Source organism: Neobacillus sp. plas4 (assembly GCF_057221695.1).
In genome coordinates, this window is sequence record NZ_CM170152.1 from 5927771 (window position 1) to 5944750 (window position 16980).

Here is a 16980-nt window from a genome sequence, read left to right on the forward strand (position 1 = left end):
CTAGTTTTTGTCCATAACATTATAATTATAGTATAGGTGAAAACCCCCGTCAAAACCAAATTCAGGGGGAAAAATTTTTTTAGTTCTATTATTAAGGCTTTGAGCTTTGTTATGTTGGGCACGGAAACGTCCAAGAACGGCGCCTAGAATGAAATTTTGGCTATAAGTCTTATCATCCGCACCCTATGTAAAAAAAACACGCCCTGAAGCCAGAGCATGTTAACGTTCTCTTATATTAATGTCATAACGCGGCAGTGCTTGGACGAGTTTTTTGTGAAGGGTGTTTATAGCTCTATCCCGTTCATCTCCACTTAGCCGGCCTTTCCGATCTACCGATACTGTCATCTGGTCACCAGCGTTATTAATCCAAATAGATTCAGCCGTAAAATCACCTGTTCGATTGACAATATCTCGAGCGATATCAATATCTGTGCCCATATTATTCCGATTAGAGGCATCATTTAAAGAAGTTCCCCTTAGATTAAGGAAATTCGGATTCTGGTCAGACCTCGGACCCACATCATAGTTCGGGTGGTAACCTGAAGGGTTAGACATTAAATTTGGGCTCGTGGTATCATTGCGCAAATCATAAGCGGTTTGCTCATTTCCTGCCTGACATGCCGAAAGCACAAGAACAGAAAACAACAAGAAAAACAGCGATTTTTTCATCATTTGCACCTCCTACCACTATCATTCCCTCACCACATCCAAAACGTCCAAGCAAATCCTGCCAACAACCAAAACACAAAAAAGCCTGAGAAGACTTACTCCCCAGGCTTTAAATGCATGAACGAATGCATAAACGAATGCATAAATGTCCTATTCTGTATAAACGGTGACAGGCACCCGTGATGCTGTTTTCGGTACTTCGTGATGGTGGCGGCATCTTGGTTCGTATGCTTCTGAGGCACCGACTAGGATGACGGGGTCATGGTACGATGCAGGCCTTCCGTCGATTAGGCGCTGGGTCCTGCTTGATGGAGATCCGCATACGCTGCATACAGCTTGGAGTTTTGTTACGGTTTCTGCAATGGCCATTAATGCTGGCATTTGCCCGAAAGGCTCACCGCGGAAATCCATATCTAGACCCGCAACAACGACGCGATGGCCGCTGTCTGCAAGCTGTTGTACAACCCTAACAATCCCTTCATCGAAGAATTGCACCTCATCAATGGCAATGATATCAATATCTGCCTCTACATGGTGTAATATCTCTATTGAATGAGAGATAGGTTTCGCATGAAAAGAGGTGCCATTATGAGAAACGACAGATTGTTCACTATAGCGATTGTCAATTTTCGGTTTGAAAACAGCTATTTTTTGTTTAGCAAATTGAGCACGTCTGACACGACGGATCAATTCCTCTGATTTTCCTGAGAACATACTGCCGCAGATAACCTCAACCCATCCGAGTTGCTTCATTAAATACATAATTCGGCGTCTCCTTCCTATGTACGAACCCTATTACGTCTATATTTTTAAAATTCATCATGTTTTATTCAATAAAAAACAGGCAAGTAAGTTTCTGCTTGCCTGTTTTGTGCAATTATTATTGAGCGTTGGGATCTTTAAGACCGTATTTTTTGTTGAAACGGTCAACACGTCCGCCAGCTTCAGCGAATTTTTGACGACCAGTATAGAATGGATGACATTCTGAACAAGTCTCAACACGAATTTCTTTTTTCACTGAACCAGTTTCAAAAGTGTTTCCGCAAGCACAAGTCACCTGTACTGTTTTGTAATTTGGATGAATTCCTGCTTTCATTCTTTTCATCTCCTTCCGCCCTGAATCCTTGAGAAACAGAGTTATATATATGCCTGTCTTAAGACTCGGCATTAATTACTAAAAAGACACTGCACCCATTATAACAAGGTGAATCTATTTTGGCAAGATGGGTTTTAATGGATTTATTTTATTGTCTAGCTCCAGCGCCTAGCCCCTCGAGGTCACTTCGGTCCTGCAGATGAAGTCGAAAAGCATGACTTCATCCACAGGTCCGCAAGCAGCTGTCGGGGCTGACCAAGGCGCTTCCGCTTTTCCTATGATCTTCTACCCTTTAATTCTTCCCCAATCTGCGCAAAGAACTCTTCGTTGGATTTGGTTTGTTTTAATTTTTTCATGAAGCGCTCGGCAAAGTCCGGTGAATCGGACATGGATTTTCGGATGGCCCAGAGCTTGTCCAAATGGTCTTTTGGAAGAAGCAGCTCTTCTTTCCGTGTACCGGAGCGGCGAATATCGAGCGCTGGGAAAATACGGCGTTCTGCAAGCTGACGGTCCAAATGCAGTTCCATATTTCCTGTCCCTTTAAATTCTTCATAAATAACATCATCCATCCGTGATCCTGTGTCGACTAACGCAGTTGCCAGGATGGTTAAGCTTCCACCTTCTTCAATGTTCCGGGCTGCCCCGAAGAAACGCTTCGGACGGTGGAAAGCCGCTGGGTCAATACCACCGGAAAGTGTCCGGCCACTTGGCGGAATCACAAGGTTATAGGCACGAGCCAAACGTGTGATACTGTCCATCAAAATTACTACATCACGCTTATGTTCTACTAAGCGCATTGCGCGGTCAAGAACGAGCTCTGCAACTTTAATATGGTTCTCTGGTACCTCGTCAAACGTCGAGCTGACAACATCACCCGATACGGATCGCTCAATGTCGGTTACTTCCTCCGGACGTTCATCGATTAAGAGCACGATTAATTCCACGTCAGGATGATTCGTCGTAATACTGTTGGCGATTTCTTTTAACAGCATTGTTTTCCCTGCCTTAGGAGGTGCGACAATTAAGCCCCTTTGTCCAAATCCAACTGGAGCAACTACATCCATAATTCGTGTTGAGATATGTTTTGGAGTGGTTTCAAGTTTTATATGTCTATTTGGATAGAGAGGAGTTAATGCTGGGAAGTGAACGCGTTCTTTAGCTGATTCTGGGTCTTCACCGTTAACTGCTTCTACATGTAAAAGTCCGTAATAACGTTCATTTTCTTTTGGAGGCCGGACCTTACCCGATACTTTATCCCCATTTCTTAAATCGAAACGACGGATTTGTGACGCAGAGATATAAATGTCTTCCGAACTTGGAGAATAGTTGATTGGCCGTAAAAATCCAAATCCTTCAGATTGAATAATCTCAAGTACGCCTTCCATAAAAAAATAACCTTGCTGTTCGGCACGTGATTTTAAAATTGCAAAAATAAGTTCCTTTTTCGATAATTTGCTGTAGTAGGTCACTTTAAATTCACGTGCAAGTTCATAAAGCTCCTTCAGCTTCATGTTTTCTAAACTAGATATTGTTAAGTCCATAGTACACCACACTTTAAAATTTTTACTCTATCCCGTCACCGGAGTTACTATTCGTATAATAGAGGGTTTTGAATACTATAAAAATGGAGGAAAAATAGAAATGAATAGAATAGCAGAATTTATAAAACACTATCTATTGTACCCCTTGGGTTAAAAATTAATCAACTGGAAATTTTCTAATTGTGGGAGAAGGCCGCTTTTTTATGGAGATAAGAGACTAGATTCCATATCTAGTCTCTTACATAGGTGTAAAAAAATATTTATCTGATCACTAAATTCGGTTTCTTTTTCAAACTGTGACGGCCTTCCACAAATCGGACCGTTCCAGATTTGGCACGTAAAACGATGGAATGAGTCGATCCATAAGAACCCTTAAATTGAACACCGCGCAGAAGCTCTCCGTCTGTAACCCCGGTTGCAGCGAAAATTGCGTCGTCCCCTTTTACAAGGTCTTCCATGCGAAGCACTTTGTCAACATCTAGTCCCATTTTAACACAACGTGCTAATTCTGCATCATTTTGCGGCAGCAGTTTCCCAATAATTTCACCGCCGAGGCATTTTAAGGCAACTGCTGAAATGACGCCTTCCGGTGCACCGCCAGAACCAAATAGAATGTCTACGCCTGTATCATCGAAGGCAGTATTGATGGCACCTGCGACATCTCCATCATTAATCAATTTAATTCGAGCGCCCGCTTCGCGAAGCTGTGCAATGATATGAGCATGGCGTGGACGATCCAAAACGGTGGCCACAACATCCTCAATATCCTTGTTCTTCGCCTTTGCCACTGCTTTTAGGTTATCGAGAACAGAAGCATTAATATCGATAAGACCTACCGCTTCAGGCCCGACAGCAATCTTTTCCATATACATATCTGGTGCATGCAGTAAATTGCCATGATCGGCTACTGCTAAAACAGCCAGTGCATTCCAGCCGCCCGAAGCTAAGATATTGGTTCCCTCCAGCGGGTCAACTGCGACGTCCACACGCGGACCATATCCGTTACCAAGTTTTTCACCAATGTAGAGCATGGGAGCCTCGTCCATCTCGCCTTCACCAATCACAACGGTTCCTTTCATCGGAATCGTGTCAAACACATCACGCATTGCCGATGTGGCAGCACCATCTGCTTCGTCCTTTTTCCCGCGTCCCATCCAACGTGCAGAAGCAAGTGCAGCAGCCTCCGTTACACGAACAAGCTCCATTGATAGACTTCTCTCCATGTTCTAATCCCCCAATTCATTTATACCTTTATTAATATCATTTAGTATAACATATTAGGAAGATTAGTATAGCTTATTTACGTATTTTTCAGCTGTTCGGCTTCATCTTTTGATAACGCTTCACGCCAAACCGTTGCACCGAGCCCATTCAGTTTTTCTACTAGCTGGCTATAGCCGCGGTCAATGTGATCGAGACCTGTCACCTCGGTAATTCCCTCCGCCATCAAACCTGCAATAAACAACGAGGCTCCAGCTCTTAAATCGCTCGCCTTTACCTTTGCACCTTGAAGCTTCACAGGTCCGCTAATAATCGCAGAGCGGCCTTCTACTTTTATATTGGCATTCATTCTTCTTAATTCATCAATATGTTTAAAACGGGCACCATAAATGGTGTCGGTTACTACACTAGATCCTGTCGCTTTTGTTAACAGCGTTGTGAACGGCTGCTGCAGGTCGGTTGGGAAACCAGGATAGACTAGTGTTTTAATATCAACAGCTTTCAATTTTTCCGAACTGCTGACAAACACCTGATCGTCGCCGGTTTCAATGGTTACACCCATTTCTCGGAGCTTGGCAATCAATGATTCTAAGTGCTGTGGAATGACATTATCAATTAAAACGCCTTCACCCATTGCGGCACCTAAAATCATATACGTACCGGCTTCAATTCGATCGGGAATAATTGTATGACGACAGCCGTGAAGACTATCGACTCCATCAATCCGGATCACATCCGTACCAGCACCTTTGATTTTTGCACCCATGTTTGTTAACAGGGTAGCTACATCAATAATTTCCGGTTCTTTTGCTGCATTTTCAATAATCGTTCTGCCCTTTGCACGTACGGCTGCTAACATAATATTAATCGTTGCACCGACGCTGACGACATCAAGGTAAATTCGTGCGCCTCGGAGCTCGTCCGCACGCAAATAAATGGCTCCCTGTTCATTGGTAACTTGGGCTCCAAGTGCTTCAAATCCCTTTATATGCTGGTCAATGGGCCGAGGGCCAAGATGACATCCACCTGGCAAACCGATGACAGCCTTTTTAAAACGGCCGAGCATCGCCCCCATAAGATAGTAAGACGCACGAAGCTTCTTCACTTTTCCATTGGGCAATGGCATCGAAATCATCGTTGATGGATCAACCGTCATATCAAAATCATTTGAAAGCTCTACTTTACCGCCGATTTCTTCAAGCAAGTCCTTCAGTATCTCTACATCTGAAATATCCGGCAGCCCTTCTATTGTTACCGGTGATTCTGCTAAAATGGTTGCTGGTATCAACGCAACTGCACTGTTCTTGGCACCACTTATTCTTACGGTTCCCTTAAGCGGATATCCGCCCGCAATTTTAAGTTTTTCCATTTTCGACTCCCTTCTACGCCATTGGGATGGACTGTTACCTTTATAAAATCTAGTATAAACCATTTATTTCCAATAGCAAATTACATAATCCGACAACTTGTCTAACCTCTAGTTTACACCAATATATTATTTTCATGTATCAATATCAAAAAAAGTTTAAAAAATGGTAAATTTAGACGATACCAAAAATCATTCTAAATATTCAATCTTTTTATTATACATTAAAACCGCCCACTTCACTAGGGGCGGTTTCAACTATTCTATCCAATAGAGTTCTCGGGGTTTACCCCCGAGGTCACTATTACTTTTAAAATTAAGCTTTACCTGCAGAACCAAATTCGCGCATTTTGCCGATAACGGTTGCCTTAATCGCGTCACGAGCTGGTCCTAAGTATTTACGTGGATCGTATTCATTTGGTTTCGCTGCTAATGTTTCACGAACCGCTTTTGCTGAAGCAATTTGGTTTTCAGTGTTTACATTAATTTTCGCTGTACCAAGTGAAATGGATTTTTGAATATCATGAGTTGGAATACCAGTTCCACCATGAAGTACTAGTGGAAGGCCAGTTGCATTACCGATTTCTTCCATTTCTTTATAACCAAGCTGTGGTTCACCTTTGTATGGACCATGAACAGAACCAAGTGCTGGTGCAAGGCAGTCGATACCAGTACGCTCAACAAGTTCTTTACATTCCGCAGGATCTGCGTAAATAACGCCTTCTGCCACAACATCGTCTTCTTGTCCGCCAACTGTTCCTAATTCTGCTTCAACAGAAACACCTTTTGAATGAGCATATTCAACCACTTTAGAAGTAGTTGCTACGTTCTCTTCAAATGGATGGTGAGAAGCGTCAATCATAACAGACGTAAAGCCTGCATCAATTGCTTCTTTACACTTTTCGAAGCTTGAACCATGGTCCAAGTGAATCGCAACAGGAACGGTAATTTTGTAATCTTCTAATAAACCTTCTACCATTTTCACGATTGTTTTGAAACCGCCCATATAACGGCCCGCACCTTCAGAAACACCAAGAATAACTGGTGAATTCTCTTCTTGTGCAGCTTGAAGAATGGCTTGGGTAAACTCTAGGTTATTAATGTTAAATTGCCCAACAGCGTAGCCTTCCGCTTTCGCTTTGATTAGCATCTCTTTCATTGAAACTAAAGGCATTTTATTTCCTCCTTGGTATAGGTTTTTATCTCTTCGAATTAGGGCTTTCCTATTAAGGATTTCCTACCATTTTACTGATTATGTATTCTCCGAGAAAGATAATGGTCAAGTCAAAAGTTCATAAGTATCATACCAAACAGATTCATAAAATTCCATTAAAGATGAATAGTTTTTTTAATGTTCACAATGAAAGCGGCACCAGTTTTCGACAATTATTTTTATCGCAAAATTGCTTTAATTTGCATTTTGAGGGATGTGTTTTCGCACAGCTGCCCGTATATCATCAATATCAAAAGGCTTTGCAAAATGAGTAATCGCACCCAGATTTTTGGCTTCTTGTATCATATCCAGCTCCCCATAAGCCGTCATGATAATCACGCGAATCTCAGGATCAATTACTTTCATTCTTTTTAAAATCTCAATACCATCCATACCAGGTATTTTCATATCCAATAGGACGAGATCAGGGTCATGCTTCGTGACAATATCTAGTGCTTGAATTCCATTTGCTGCCTGAAAGGTTTGATACCCTTCTTTTGAGAAAACTTCATTTAATAAAATCCGGATCCCAAATTGGTCGTCAACAATTAAAATTTTTTCCTTCATAACTCCACCTCTTTCACCCTATTAAAATTATCTAATGATACCTATTTCTTCCACTAGATAATCTTCGACATTTACTTCGAAAACCCTCTAATTATTTAGAGGTATTTTATGGTAATTTTCCTTTATTTTTTTAAAACGCTATAATAACCTTGTGAAGGAGGGCTTGAATGTGTTAAAAATGTTTACCACCCAATTAACTGGATTATTTAAAAAAATCAGCGATAAAGAAGAATTTTCCTTTGAGGATGGCGCCCGCTTGCTTGCTCAAGGACAAACGATTTATTTGCTAGGATTTCGAGAAATGAAGGCAATTGAGTTTGATGCCTTGGAAGGAGCGGAACCCTTAAAGGGAGCGAGGATATTAACGAATGCTGAAGAATTGACCAGTGCTGACAGAGTGTTGCTGTTTACCCGGACTGCTGGTGATCAAGAGGCGATTGATTGGGCTTTGAAACTTCAGGAAAAAGATATCCCCTTTGTTGCGGTGTCAACAGAAATTCCAGATGGGAAGTTAGCGGAATTGGCAGATGTCCATATCAATTTACAGTTAACAAAAGGTTTGTTACCGGACGATTTCGGGAATCGTTACGGATATCCGTCTTCGATGGCAGCTTTGTATGTTTATTATGGCTTAAAATTTACCATTGATGAGATTTTAGCGGAATATGAGTGATGTTTACGACCTTAATTGAGGTCGTTTTTTTGTTTTGAACATGTATTTATGAGTTTTGGACTATTTTCTTGTTGTTTTGGACGTTTTTCTTGTGGTTTTGGACAATTTTCCTGTCGTTTTGGACAATTTCCTTGTGGTTTTGGACATTTTTAAAGGGTTTTGGACAATTAGACATTTACTGGAAAAAAATACGCATAAAAGGCCAGTTCCCCACATAGTGAACTGGCCAAAAAGAATTATTTTTCCAATGTCGCTTTAATAAAGTCACGGAAAAGCGGCTGTGGACGATTTGGTCTTGAAACAAATTCCGGATGGAACTGTGACGCAACAAACCATGGGTGGTCTGTCAGCTCAATAATTTCCACTAAACGGCCATCTGGGCTTGTCCCAGAGAACACAAATCCTGCCTCTTCCATTTCCTGACGGTAATGATTGTTAAACTCGTAACGGTGACGGTGACGCTCATACACCACTTCATCCTCATAGGCAGCGTACGCTTTTGTCCCTTCAATCACACGGCAAGGGTAAAGTCCAAGTCTTAATGTTCCTCCTAAATCCTCTACATCCTTTTGCTCAGGAAGCAAATCAATGATTGGGTGCTGAGTAGTAGGGACAAACTCAGCGGAATGTGCATCTTGATATCCAAGAACGTGACGTGCGTATTCAATCGTTGCCAGCTGCATGCCTAAGCAAATTCCAAGGAATGGTTTCTTGGTTTCACGTGCATAGCGGGTTGCTTGGATTTTCCCTTCAATTCCACGGTCACCAAAGCCGCCCGGAACAAGGACTCCGTCTACATCATCCAAAAGCTCTCCAACATTTTCAGCACTCACTTCTTCCGCGTTGATCCACTTAATTTCTACATCCGCGTCAAATGCATAACCTGCATGCTTCATCGCTTCGACAACAGAAATATAGGCATCTTGAAGTTCAACGTATTTTCCAACCAAACCAATACGTGTTTTACCAGAAAGATTTTGAACTTTCTCCACAAGTGCAATCCATTCGGTCATTTCTGGCTCTGGTGTCGTTAACTTCAAGTGGTTACACACAATATCGTCCATATGCTGCTCTTGAAGGGCAAGCGGAATCGAGTAAAGTGTATCCGCATCGCGGCATTCAATCACGGCTTTTGAATCGATATCACAGAACAAGGCAATTTTATCCTTCATATCCTGTGAAACCGGCATTTCAGTACGAACAACGATAATATTTGGTTGAATACCAAGGCTGCGAAGCTCTTTTACACTGTGCTGCGTTGGCTTTGTCTTCATTTCACCGGCTGCTTTAATGTAAGGAATTAAAGTACAGTGAATGTACATGACATTTGAGCTGCCAATATCACTCTTAATTTGGCGAATAGCCTCCAAGAATGGAAGTGATTCAATATCTCCAACAGTCCCGCCGATTTCAGTAATTACCACATCTGCATTGGTTTCGTTACCTGCACGGAAGACGCGGTCTTTAATTTCATTGGTAATGTGCGGGATAACCTGAACCGTACCGCCTAAATAATCGCCGCGGCGCTCTTTGCGCAAAACAGTAGAATAGATTTTTCCTGTCGTCACGTTACTGTACTTGTTTAAGTTGATATCAATAAAACGTTCATAGTGACCTAAGTCCAAATCTGTTTCTGCGCCATCACCGGTTACAAACACTTCACCGTGCTGATACGGACTCATGGTTCCTGGGTCCACATTAATGTATGGATCGAATTTTTGGATCGTTACATTCAATCCTCGATTTTTCAACAAACGGCCTAAAGAGGCTGCGGTAATACCTTTTCCTAACGATGAAACCACACCGCCAGTTACAAAAATATACTTCGTCATAAAATAATCCTCCTCTAATTCAGTTTGTGCATTCTTTAAGTTGTTTAAGGCTTCTTTTATAAATTTTTTAAAAAATAAAGAAGTCTCGGCATTTGCCGAGAGAGCTATATGTCCATTTCCATGGAAAAATAAAAAAGCACTCCACATACAAAAATCGTAAGGGAGCGCTTTATAAGCTAATTATGATCCGTTCCTCTTTTAAGGAGCCCAAAAAAGATTGTACAAGTGCAGGATTAAAAAGTCAAGCCTATAATAAGTCGTCGTCTTCATCCTCTACTTCATCAAGATCTTCTTCGTCCTCAAGATCCTCATCTAGTTCTTCTTCCGCATCAATTTCGAATTCATCATCATCTTCAATGACATCTTCGTCATCGTCTAAATCGTCGACCTCATCAAGATCATCGAGCAGATCATCATCCTCATCTTCATCCTCATCTAGAAGGTCATCTTCATCGACAAAGTCATCCAACTCATCTTCGAAATCCTCATCAATTTCATCAATATCATCAAAGTCGTCTTCGACAACCTTTTTCGCCTTTTTCTTCTTCGGCTTAATTACGGTAACTACTTCTTCTTCCGCTGTATCTACTGGATACCATACGCGAAGTCCCCAACGATTGTCACCTAAGGATAGAAAACGGCCATCAATGTTGATGTCTGTATAAAACTGTGCAATTCTTGATCTAATACTATCTTCTGAAAGCTCTGTCTCTGCAGCAATTACTTTGATTAGGTCATTGAAGGAAATTGGTTGTTTGCTGTTTTTTAGATATTCATACGCCAACTCAATGAGGGAAAACTCTTTTAATTGCTCTTTTGAGTAACCTTGTAAACTCAATATCGGCACTTCCTTTCTCTATTTAACACTCTATTATGAGTGATAACGGGCAAATCGCCTATGTCTAGCTTTGGCACCTATGTGCCAGTTTTTTGACATATTCTTCATTATAAACATTATTCTCCCGTTTATGCTAGTTCTATCTACTGTTTTGTTTGTTTTTTTCCCGAGTCTTGCTGGGTATATCCAATTTTTTCTCGTTTTTTAGCATTTTCAGCTCTTTCATCGCCTGTACAAAGAAGAAAATAGCCAGCACTAGGAAGGAAATGGCCCCTAATTGATGTTGATAGAGATAGTATAATGGCCAGGCACTTATGAGTAAAAATAAAAACGTGTATTTCCTTTTCATCTATCTACACCCGCCCCGGGACACAATGATGTTCGCTAATCTATTATATAAGAAAAATAGATACTATTTGTACTAGTTAAAAAATTATTTTTGTTGGCTGTGTTAAACTGGACTGTTGATTTGCGCTCCAGGCACTTCGCTTTCCGCAGGCGTTGCGGTGAGCCTCCTCGGCGCAAGCGCCTGTGGGGTCTCACTTGCTCCGTACTCCTGCAGGAGTCTTCGTGCCTTCCGCGCAAATCAACAGGTGCCAATATCAATGTTTTGCTTTAACACAGCTTATAAAAAAACAATGGCTTATATAATCATAAGCCATTGCATAAAAGATTTACATATTCCTTCTGAACTGTCCGCCTACTTCATACAGTGCTTTTGAAATTTGGCCCAGGCTGGCTACTTTTACAGTTTCCATTAGTTGAGCAAAGATGTTTTCGTTGTTAACGGCTGCTGCCTTTAATCGTTCTAAAGCTTTGCCGGTTTCTGCCGCATGTGTTTGTTGGAATGTACGTAAGTTTGTAATTTGTAATTCTTTTTCCTCGTAGGAAGCTCTCGCCAGTTCCATGCTGTCGATTTCTTCTGCAGAAGGAGGATTTGGATTTAAATACGTATTTACGCCGATGATTGGCAGCTCGCCGGTATGCTTCTTCATTTCATAGTGCATCGACTCATCCTGAATTTTACCGCGCTGATACTGAGTTTCCATCGAGCCGAGAACGCCGCCGCGGTCATTTAAACGTTCAAATTCCTGCAGCACCGCTTCCTCCACCAGGTCAGTCAGTTCTTCCACAATAAACGAGCCTTGAAGTGGGTTTTCATTTTTTGCTAACCCATGCTCTTTCGTAATAATCATTTGAATCGCCATTGCACGGCGCACCGATTCTTCTGTTGGTGTGGTAATCGCTTCATCATAAGCATTGGTATGGAGCGAATTACAGTTATCTTGTAAGGCCATCAATGCCTGTAACGTTGTCCGAATATCATTAAAGTCGATTTCCTGTGCATGCAGCGAACGGCCTGATGTTTGCACATGGTATTTCAGCTTCTGACTGCGCTCACTTGCACCATATTTATCCTTCATTACAGTTGCCCAAATACGACGGGCCACCCGGCCAATAACCGTGTATTCCGGATCTAGTCCATTAGAGAAGAAGAACGATAAGTTTGGTGCAAAATCATCAATCTTCATGCCTCGGCTCAAATAATACTCAACATAGGTAAAGCCATTGGATAACGTGAACGCCAGCTGCGAAATTGGGTTAGCTCCCGCTTCCGCAATATGATACCCGGAAATTGAAACGGAATAATAGTTACGCACCTGTTGGTCAATGAAATATTGCTGAATATCGCCCATCATCCGCAGTGCAAACTCTGTTGAAAAAATACATGTATTTTGACCTTGGTCTTCTTTTAAAATATCCGCCTGTACCGTACCGCGCACCGTCTTTAGTGTAAATGCCTTTACTTGAGCATATTCCTCAACAGTCAGAATGCGGCCAAGCTCATCTTCTTTTTTCTTCACTTGCTGATCAATTGCAGTATTCATGAACATTGCTAAAATAATCGGTGCAGGACCATTAATTGTCATCGAAACCGATGTTGATGGGTGGCAAAGATCAAAGCCGTCATAAAGCTTTTTCATATCATCAAGTGTACAAATGTTAACACCACTTTCGCCAATTTTCCCAAAAATATCAGGACGATGGTCCGGGTCCTCTCCATACAATGTCACCGAGTCAAAGGCAGTACTTAAGCGTTTAGCATCATCATCCTTTGATAAATAGTGGAAACGACGGTTCGTACGTTCCGGCGTCCCTTCCCCGGCAAACTGACGTTTCGGATCTTCGCCTTCACGCTTGAACGGGAATACACCAGCCGTATACGGATATGAACCTGGCACATTTTCACGATACACCCAGCGAAGAATTTCACCGTAATCTTTATAGCGCGGCAATACCACCTTTGGAATATCAATCCCGGAAAGACTCTTTGTTTTTAGTACAGTGATGATTTCTTTGTCCCGAATTCTCGTTACAAATTTATCCGCTGCATAGTCTGCCTTTGTTTTTTCCCAGCCCGCGAGGATTTTCTTCGACTCAGCTGTTAATTTCTCTTCTGTTGCTATCTTAATCGCCTCTAGGGCAGCTATAACTTCCTCGTTTTCTGTTTCTTTGACTGCGGCAATCGCTCCCTCAAGCTGGAACAATTTCCGGGAAATATTTGCCTGCTCCTCAGCTTTTGCATGATAGCGGCGAACGGTTTCTGATATTTCTCGAAGATAATAACGGCGGTCGGTTGGGATGATGACGTTTTGCTTTTCTACTAACGCAGCCTTTGTAAATGAAGTCACCCAATCCGTGCCCATTTTTTCATTTATTTTTTCAATTAACGCGGCAAATAAACCATTCGTGCCGCGATCATTAAACTGGCTCGCAATCGTACCATATACCGGCATATCACTTGTGTCTTTTTCAAACAGCATATGACTGCGCTGATATTGCTTCTGCACCTGCCTTAATGCATCCTCAGAGCCCTTGCGTTCAAATTTATTGATTACAATCAAATCAGCAAAGTCAATCATATCAATCTTTTCAAGCTGTGAAGGTGCCCCGAACTCACTTGTCATCACATATAGAGCCACATCACAAATCTCAGTAATCTCGGCATCCCCCTGCCCGATTCCGCTCGTTTCTACAATCACCAAGTCAAAGCCTGCCGCCTTCACAACCGTAACCGCATCCTTTATCGCAAGCGACAACTCCGATTTCGACGATCTCGTTGCAAGGCTTCGCATATATACATTTGGGTGGAAAATCGCATTCATTCGAATTCGGTCACCTAAAAGCGCGCCGCCTGTCTTTTGCTTCGTCGGGTCAACCGATAAAATCGCCACTTTTTTATCAGGTAGTTCATTAATAAACCGGCGAATCAATTCATCTGTCAGCGAGCTTTTTCCGGCACCACCCGTTCCCGTGATCCCAACAACCGGAATTTCCTTGGTTAGGGTTTTTACCTTTTCAAGCAGACTTTCAGCTGCAGCCGCCGCTTCACGATTGCTGTCAACATGAAGTTCCGCAAGGGTAATCAATTTTGAAATGGCATTCACATCACCAGTTGGCAGCTTTTCAATGTGATCTGCGTGATCTGCCGAAACCGTTGGAAAATCACATTCCTCCAGCATCCGATTGATCATGCCTTGCAGCCCCATCGCCCGCCCATCGTCCGGCGAGAAAATCCAGGCAATCCCGTAATCATGCAGCTCCTTTATCTCACGCGGGATAATAACGCCGCCCCCGCCGCCATAAATGCGGATGTTTGGTGCACCCTTCTCCTTCAGCAAATCATACATATATTTGAAGTATTCCACATGGCCGCCTTGATACGAAGAAATCGCGATCCCCTGCGCGTCTTCTTGAATCGCCGCATTGACAACCTCCTCGACCGAGCGGTTATGACCAAGGTGAATAACCTCTGCCCCGCTCGCTTGAAGGATTCTTCTCATAATATTAATCGATGCGTCATGCCCATCAAATAAACTAGACGCAGTTACAAAACGAATATGGTGCTTCGGCTGATAAATTCCCGTAGTACTCATTTGTCTCCCCCTTATTTAAAAATGAACCTAGAATTCTTTTCCCGACTTTACAACGCTCGCGGACTTTTCTTCTGTACCTGACTCATTCCGTTAATCCCCGAAAACAATAATTCCGTTTGTAATTCAATATATTCATCCAATGTATAGAGCTTTTGCAATGACCAACGGCGGAAACTCCACATCTGTCCCTCGACAATAATCGTATGAGAAAGGAGTTTGATTTGTTGGTTTGTTAAGTTTAATTCCTCATTTTCAACGCATAATGTAATTAGTTTTTCGAACATGGCTGCCATTTCAATTTCCTTTTTCAACACATACGGCAGGGCATCCTTGGTAAGCGACTTGGCCTCCTGGTACATCACCAAAATTTCCTCCTGCATTTCATCAATAACCCGAAAATAATTGGCGATTCCATACTTCAGACTTTCCAATGTGCCCTGCATATCTTCAAGGTCCTCTTGCAGCCGTTCGCTTACATGTTCATAAATGCTGTCACAAACCAAGTAGAGCACGTCTTCCTTCGTGCGAATATATTCGTATAACGTCCCAATGCTAAATCCCGATGCTTTGGCAATTTCCCTTGTCGTCGTCCGGTGAAACCCCTTTTCTTTAAAAAGTGATACGGCCCCTTTGATCATCTGATCACGCCTTCTTTGTACAAGGCGTTCATCTTTCACCGAAGCCTGCACCTCACGCTTTTTCATCCCTTTTACCGCCCTTTGTTCAAAGTAACTTCTTTTGAACTTTGTATACTGTCCAGCTTTAGCGTCTAGCCAGTTTTCTTCCCGACCAAGGAGCTTCCGCTTACTTCGTAATCATTCGAGAGATTACGAGACGCTGGATTTCCTGTGTTCCTTCATAGATTTGCGTGATTTTTGCGTCGCGCATGAATCTCTCCACTGGATAATCCTTTGTATAGCCGTAGCCGCCAAATACCTGAACCGCCTCGGTTGTCACCTTCATCGCAGTGTCACCAGCGAATAATTTTGACATTGCAGATTCCTTGCCGTACGGCAGACCCTGTGATTCCAGCCATGCAGCTTGATAGGTTAATAGTCTCGAGGCTTCAATGTTTGTCGCCATATCTGCCAGCTTAAAGCCGATTCCTTGGTTAGCAGCAATTGGCTTACCAAACTGCTGGCGTTCCTTCGCATAATCGACTGCAGCGTCAAGCGCACCCTGTGCAATTCCAACCGCCTGCGCGGCAATGCCGTTACGTCCGCCATCCAGTGTCATCATCGCAATCTTGAAGCCCTCGCCTTCTTCACCAAGTACATTGGTGACAGGCACCCTACACTCTTCAAAAATAATTTCCGTTGTTGGCGATGAACGAATGCCGAGTTTCTTTTCCTTTTTCCCTACGGAGAAGCCTGGGAAGTCACTTTCTACGATAAATGCTGTCGTTCCTTTATGTTTGCTTGATGGATCCGTTACCGCAAACACCACATAAATATCAGCAATCCCACCGTTTGTGATGAAGATTTTTGAACCATTAAGGATGTAATGATCACCGTCTCGTCGCGCTGTTGTTCTCATTCCGCCTGCGTCCGAGCCGCTCCCTGGTTCTGTCAGCCCGTACGCTCCGATTTTACTGCCCTCTGCCATGGGACGAAGATATTGCTGCTTCTGCTCTTCAGACCCAAATTTGAAAATCGGCCAGCCAGCTAAGGAAGTGTGTGCAGAAAGCGTTACGCCTGTTGACGCGCAAACGCGGGAAAGCTCTTCAATCGCAATACAATAAGCGAGGTAATCGCTTCCAATTCCGCCGTACTCCTCTGGCCACGGAATCCCTGTTAACCCAAGCTCCGCCATTTTATCAAAAATCTCACGGTCAAAACGCTCTTCCTCGTCACGCTCAGCCGCAGTCGGTGCTACCTCATTTCGAGCAAAATCCCGTACCATTTTCCGAATCATTTCATGTTCTTCCGTTAAGCGAAAATTCATTTTATATGTCCCCCTCAAGTAATTTTTCTCTCATTTTTATGGAAACTGTACAGCTTTTACAAAAAACCATAACGTTTTTACA

General features: G+C 42.6%; 15 protein-coding genes. 1 reads left to right on the forward strand and 14 read right to left on the reverse strand.

The window, feature by feature from the left end:
- Positions 1-219: 219 nt before the first annotated feature.
- The 8 genes from AC2TFD_RS29510 to AC2TFD_RS29545 all read right to left on the reverse strand — a co-directional run bounded on the left by AC2TFD_RS29510 (position 220) and on the right by AC2TFD_RS29545 (position 7673).
- The gene (locus tag AC2TFD_RS29510; RefSeq protein ID WP_484674649.1) at positions 220-669 is read right to left on the reverse strand and encodes a hypothetical protein; all 450 of its coding nucleotides are present in this window, start codon (positions 667-669) and stop codon (positions 220-222) included.
- A 150-nt stretch (positions 670-819) separates the two neighbouring features.
- Complete coding sequence (locus AC2TFD_RS29515; protein WP_484674650.1) at positions 820-1431, reverse strand: thymidine kinase; 612 nt, start codon at positions 1429-1431, stop codon at positions 820-822.
- Positions 1432-1549: 118 nt separating this feature from the next.
- Positions 1550-1765, reverse strand: a complete 216-nt coding sequence (gene rpmE, locus AC2TFD_RS29520; protein ID WP_335508901.1) for a 50S ribosomal protein L31 — start codon at positions 1763-1765, stop codon at positions 1550-1552.
- A gap of 275 nt (positions 1766-2040) precedes the next feature.
- The gene (gene rho / locus AC2TFD_RS29525; RefSeq protein ID WP_335508899.1) at positions 2041-3306 is read right to left on the reverse strand and encodes a transcription termination factor Rho; all 1266 of its coding nucleotides are present in this window, start codon (positions 3304-3306) and stop codon (positions 2041-2043) included.
- 260 nt (positions 3307-3566) lie between these two features.
- The gene (glpX, locus tag AC2TFD_RS29530; RefSeq protein WP_335508897.1) at positions 3567-4529 is read right to left on the reverse strand and encodes a class II fructose-bisphosphatase; all 963 of its coding nucleotides are present in this window, start codon (positions 4527-4529) and stop codon (positions 3567-3569) included.
- Positions 4530-4606: 77 nt separating this feature from the next.
- Positions 4607-5896 (reverse strand): UDP-N-acetylglucosamine 1-carboxyvinyltransferase, encoded by a 1290-nt coding sequence (locus tag AC2TFD_RS29535; protein ID WP_335508895.1) that lies wholly within the window; start codon positions 5894-5896, stop codon positions 4607-4609.
- A gap of 313 nt (positions 5897-6209) precedes the next feature.
- Positions 6210-7067: a class II fructose-bisphosphate aldolase gene (locus AC2TFD_RS29540; protein ID WP_484674651.1), complete on the reverse strand. Its 858-nt coding sequence runs from the start codon at positions 7065-7067 to the stop codon at positions 6210-6212.
- 234 nt (positions 7068-7301) lie between these two features.
- Complete coding sequence (locus tag AC2TFD_RS29545) at positions 7302-7673, reverse strand: response regulator (RefSeq protein WP_335508890.1); 372 nt, start codon at positions 7671-7673, stop codon at positions 7302-7304.
- A gap of 169 nt (positions 7674-7842) precedes the next feature.
- On the opposite strand from AC2TFD_RS29545, the gene AC2TFD_RS29550 reads away from it, so the two are divergent.
- A complete protein-coding gene (locus AC2TFD_RS29550; protein ID WP_484674652.1) occupies positions 7843-8346 on the forward strand; it encodes a DUF2529 domain-containing protein in 504 nt (167 codons plus the stop codon).
- Positions 8347-8582: 236 nt separating this feature from the next.
- Here the strand turns inward: AC2TFD_RS29550 and pyrG are convergent, their stop codons facing one another.
- The 6 genes from pyrG to AC2TFD_RS29580 form a co-directional block, all read right to left on the reverse strand.
- Positions 8583-10178: a CTP synthase gene (gene pyrG / locus AC2TFD_RS29555; RefSeq protein WP_335508887.1), complete on the reverse strand. Its 1596-nt coding sequence runs from the start codon at positions 10176-10178 to the stop codon at positions 8583-8585.
- Between the two features lie 247 nt (positions 10179-10425).
- Positions 10426-11016, reverse strand: a complete 591-nt coding sequence (gene rpoE, locus AC2TFD_RS29560) for a DNA-directed RNA polymerase subunit delta (protein ID WP_335508885.1) — start codon at positions 11014-11016, stop codon at positions 10426-10428.
- A 139-nt stretch (positions 11017-11155) separates the two neighbouring features.
- Entirely contained in the window at positions 11156-11365 is a 210-nt protein-coding gene (locus tag AC2TFD_RS29565) for a hypothetical protein (RefSeq protein ID WP_484674653.1), read from the reverse strand.
- 325 nt (positions 11366-11690) lie between these two features.
- The gene (icmF, locus tag AC2TFD_RS29570) at positions 11691-14954 is read right to left on the reverse strand and encodes a fused isobutyryl-CoA mutase/GTPase IcmF (RefSeq protein ID WP_484674654.1); all 3264 of its coding nucleotides are present in this window, start codon (positions 14952-14954) and stop codon (positions 11691-11693) included.
- Between the two features lie 47 nt (positions 14955-15001).
- Positions 15002-15658 (reverse strand): TetR/AcrR family transcriptional regulator, encoded by a 657-nt coding sequence (locus tag AC2TFD_RS29575; protein WP_335508878.1) that lies wholly within the window; start codon positions 15656-15658, stop codon positions 15002-15004.
- A gap of 100 nt (positions 15659-15758) precedes the next feature.
- Positions 15759-16898 carry an acyl-CoA dehydrogenase gene (locus AC2TFD_RS29580; protein WP_484674655.1) on the reverse strand — a complete coding sequence of 380 codons (1140 nt, stop codon included), beginning with the start codon at positions 16896-16898 and terminating at the stop codon, positions 15759-15761.
- Between the last annotated feature and the right edge of the window lie 82 nt (positions 16899-16980).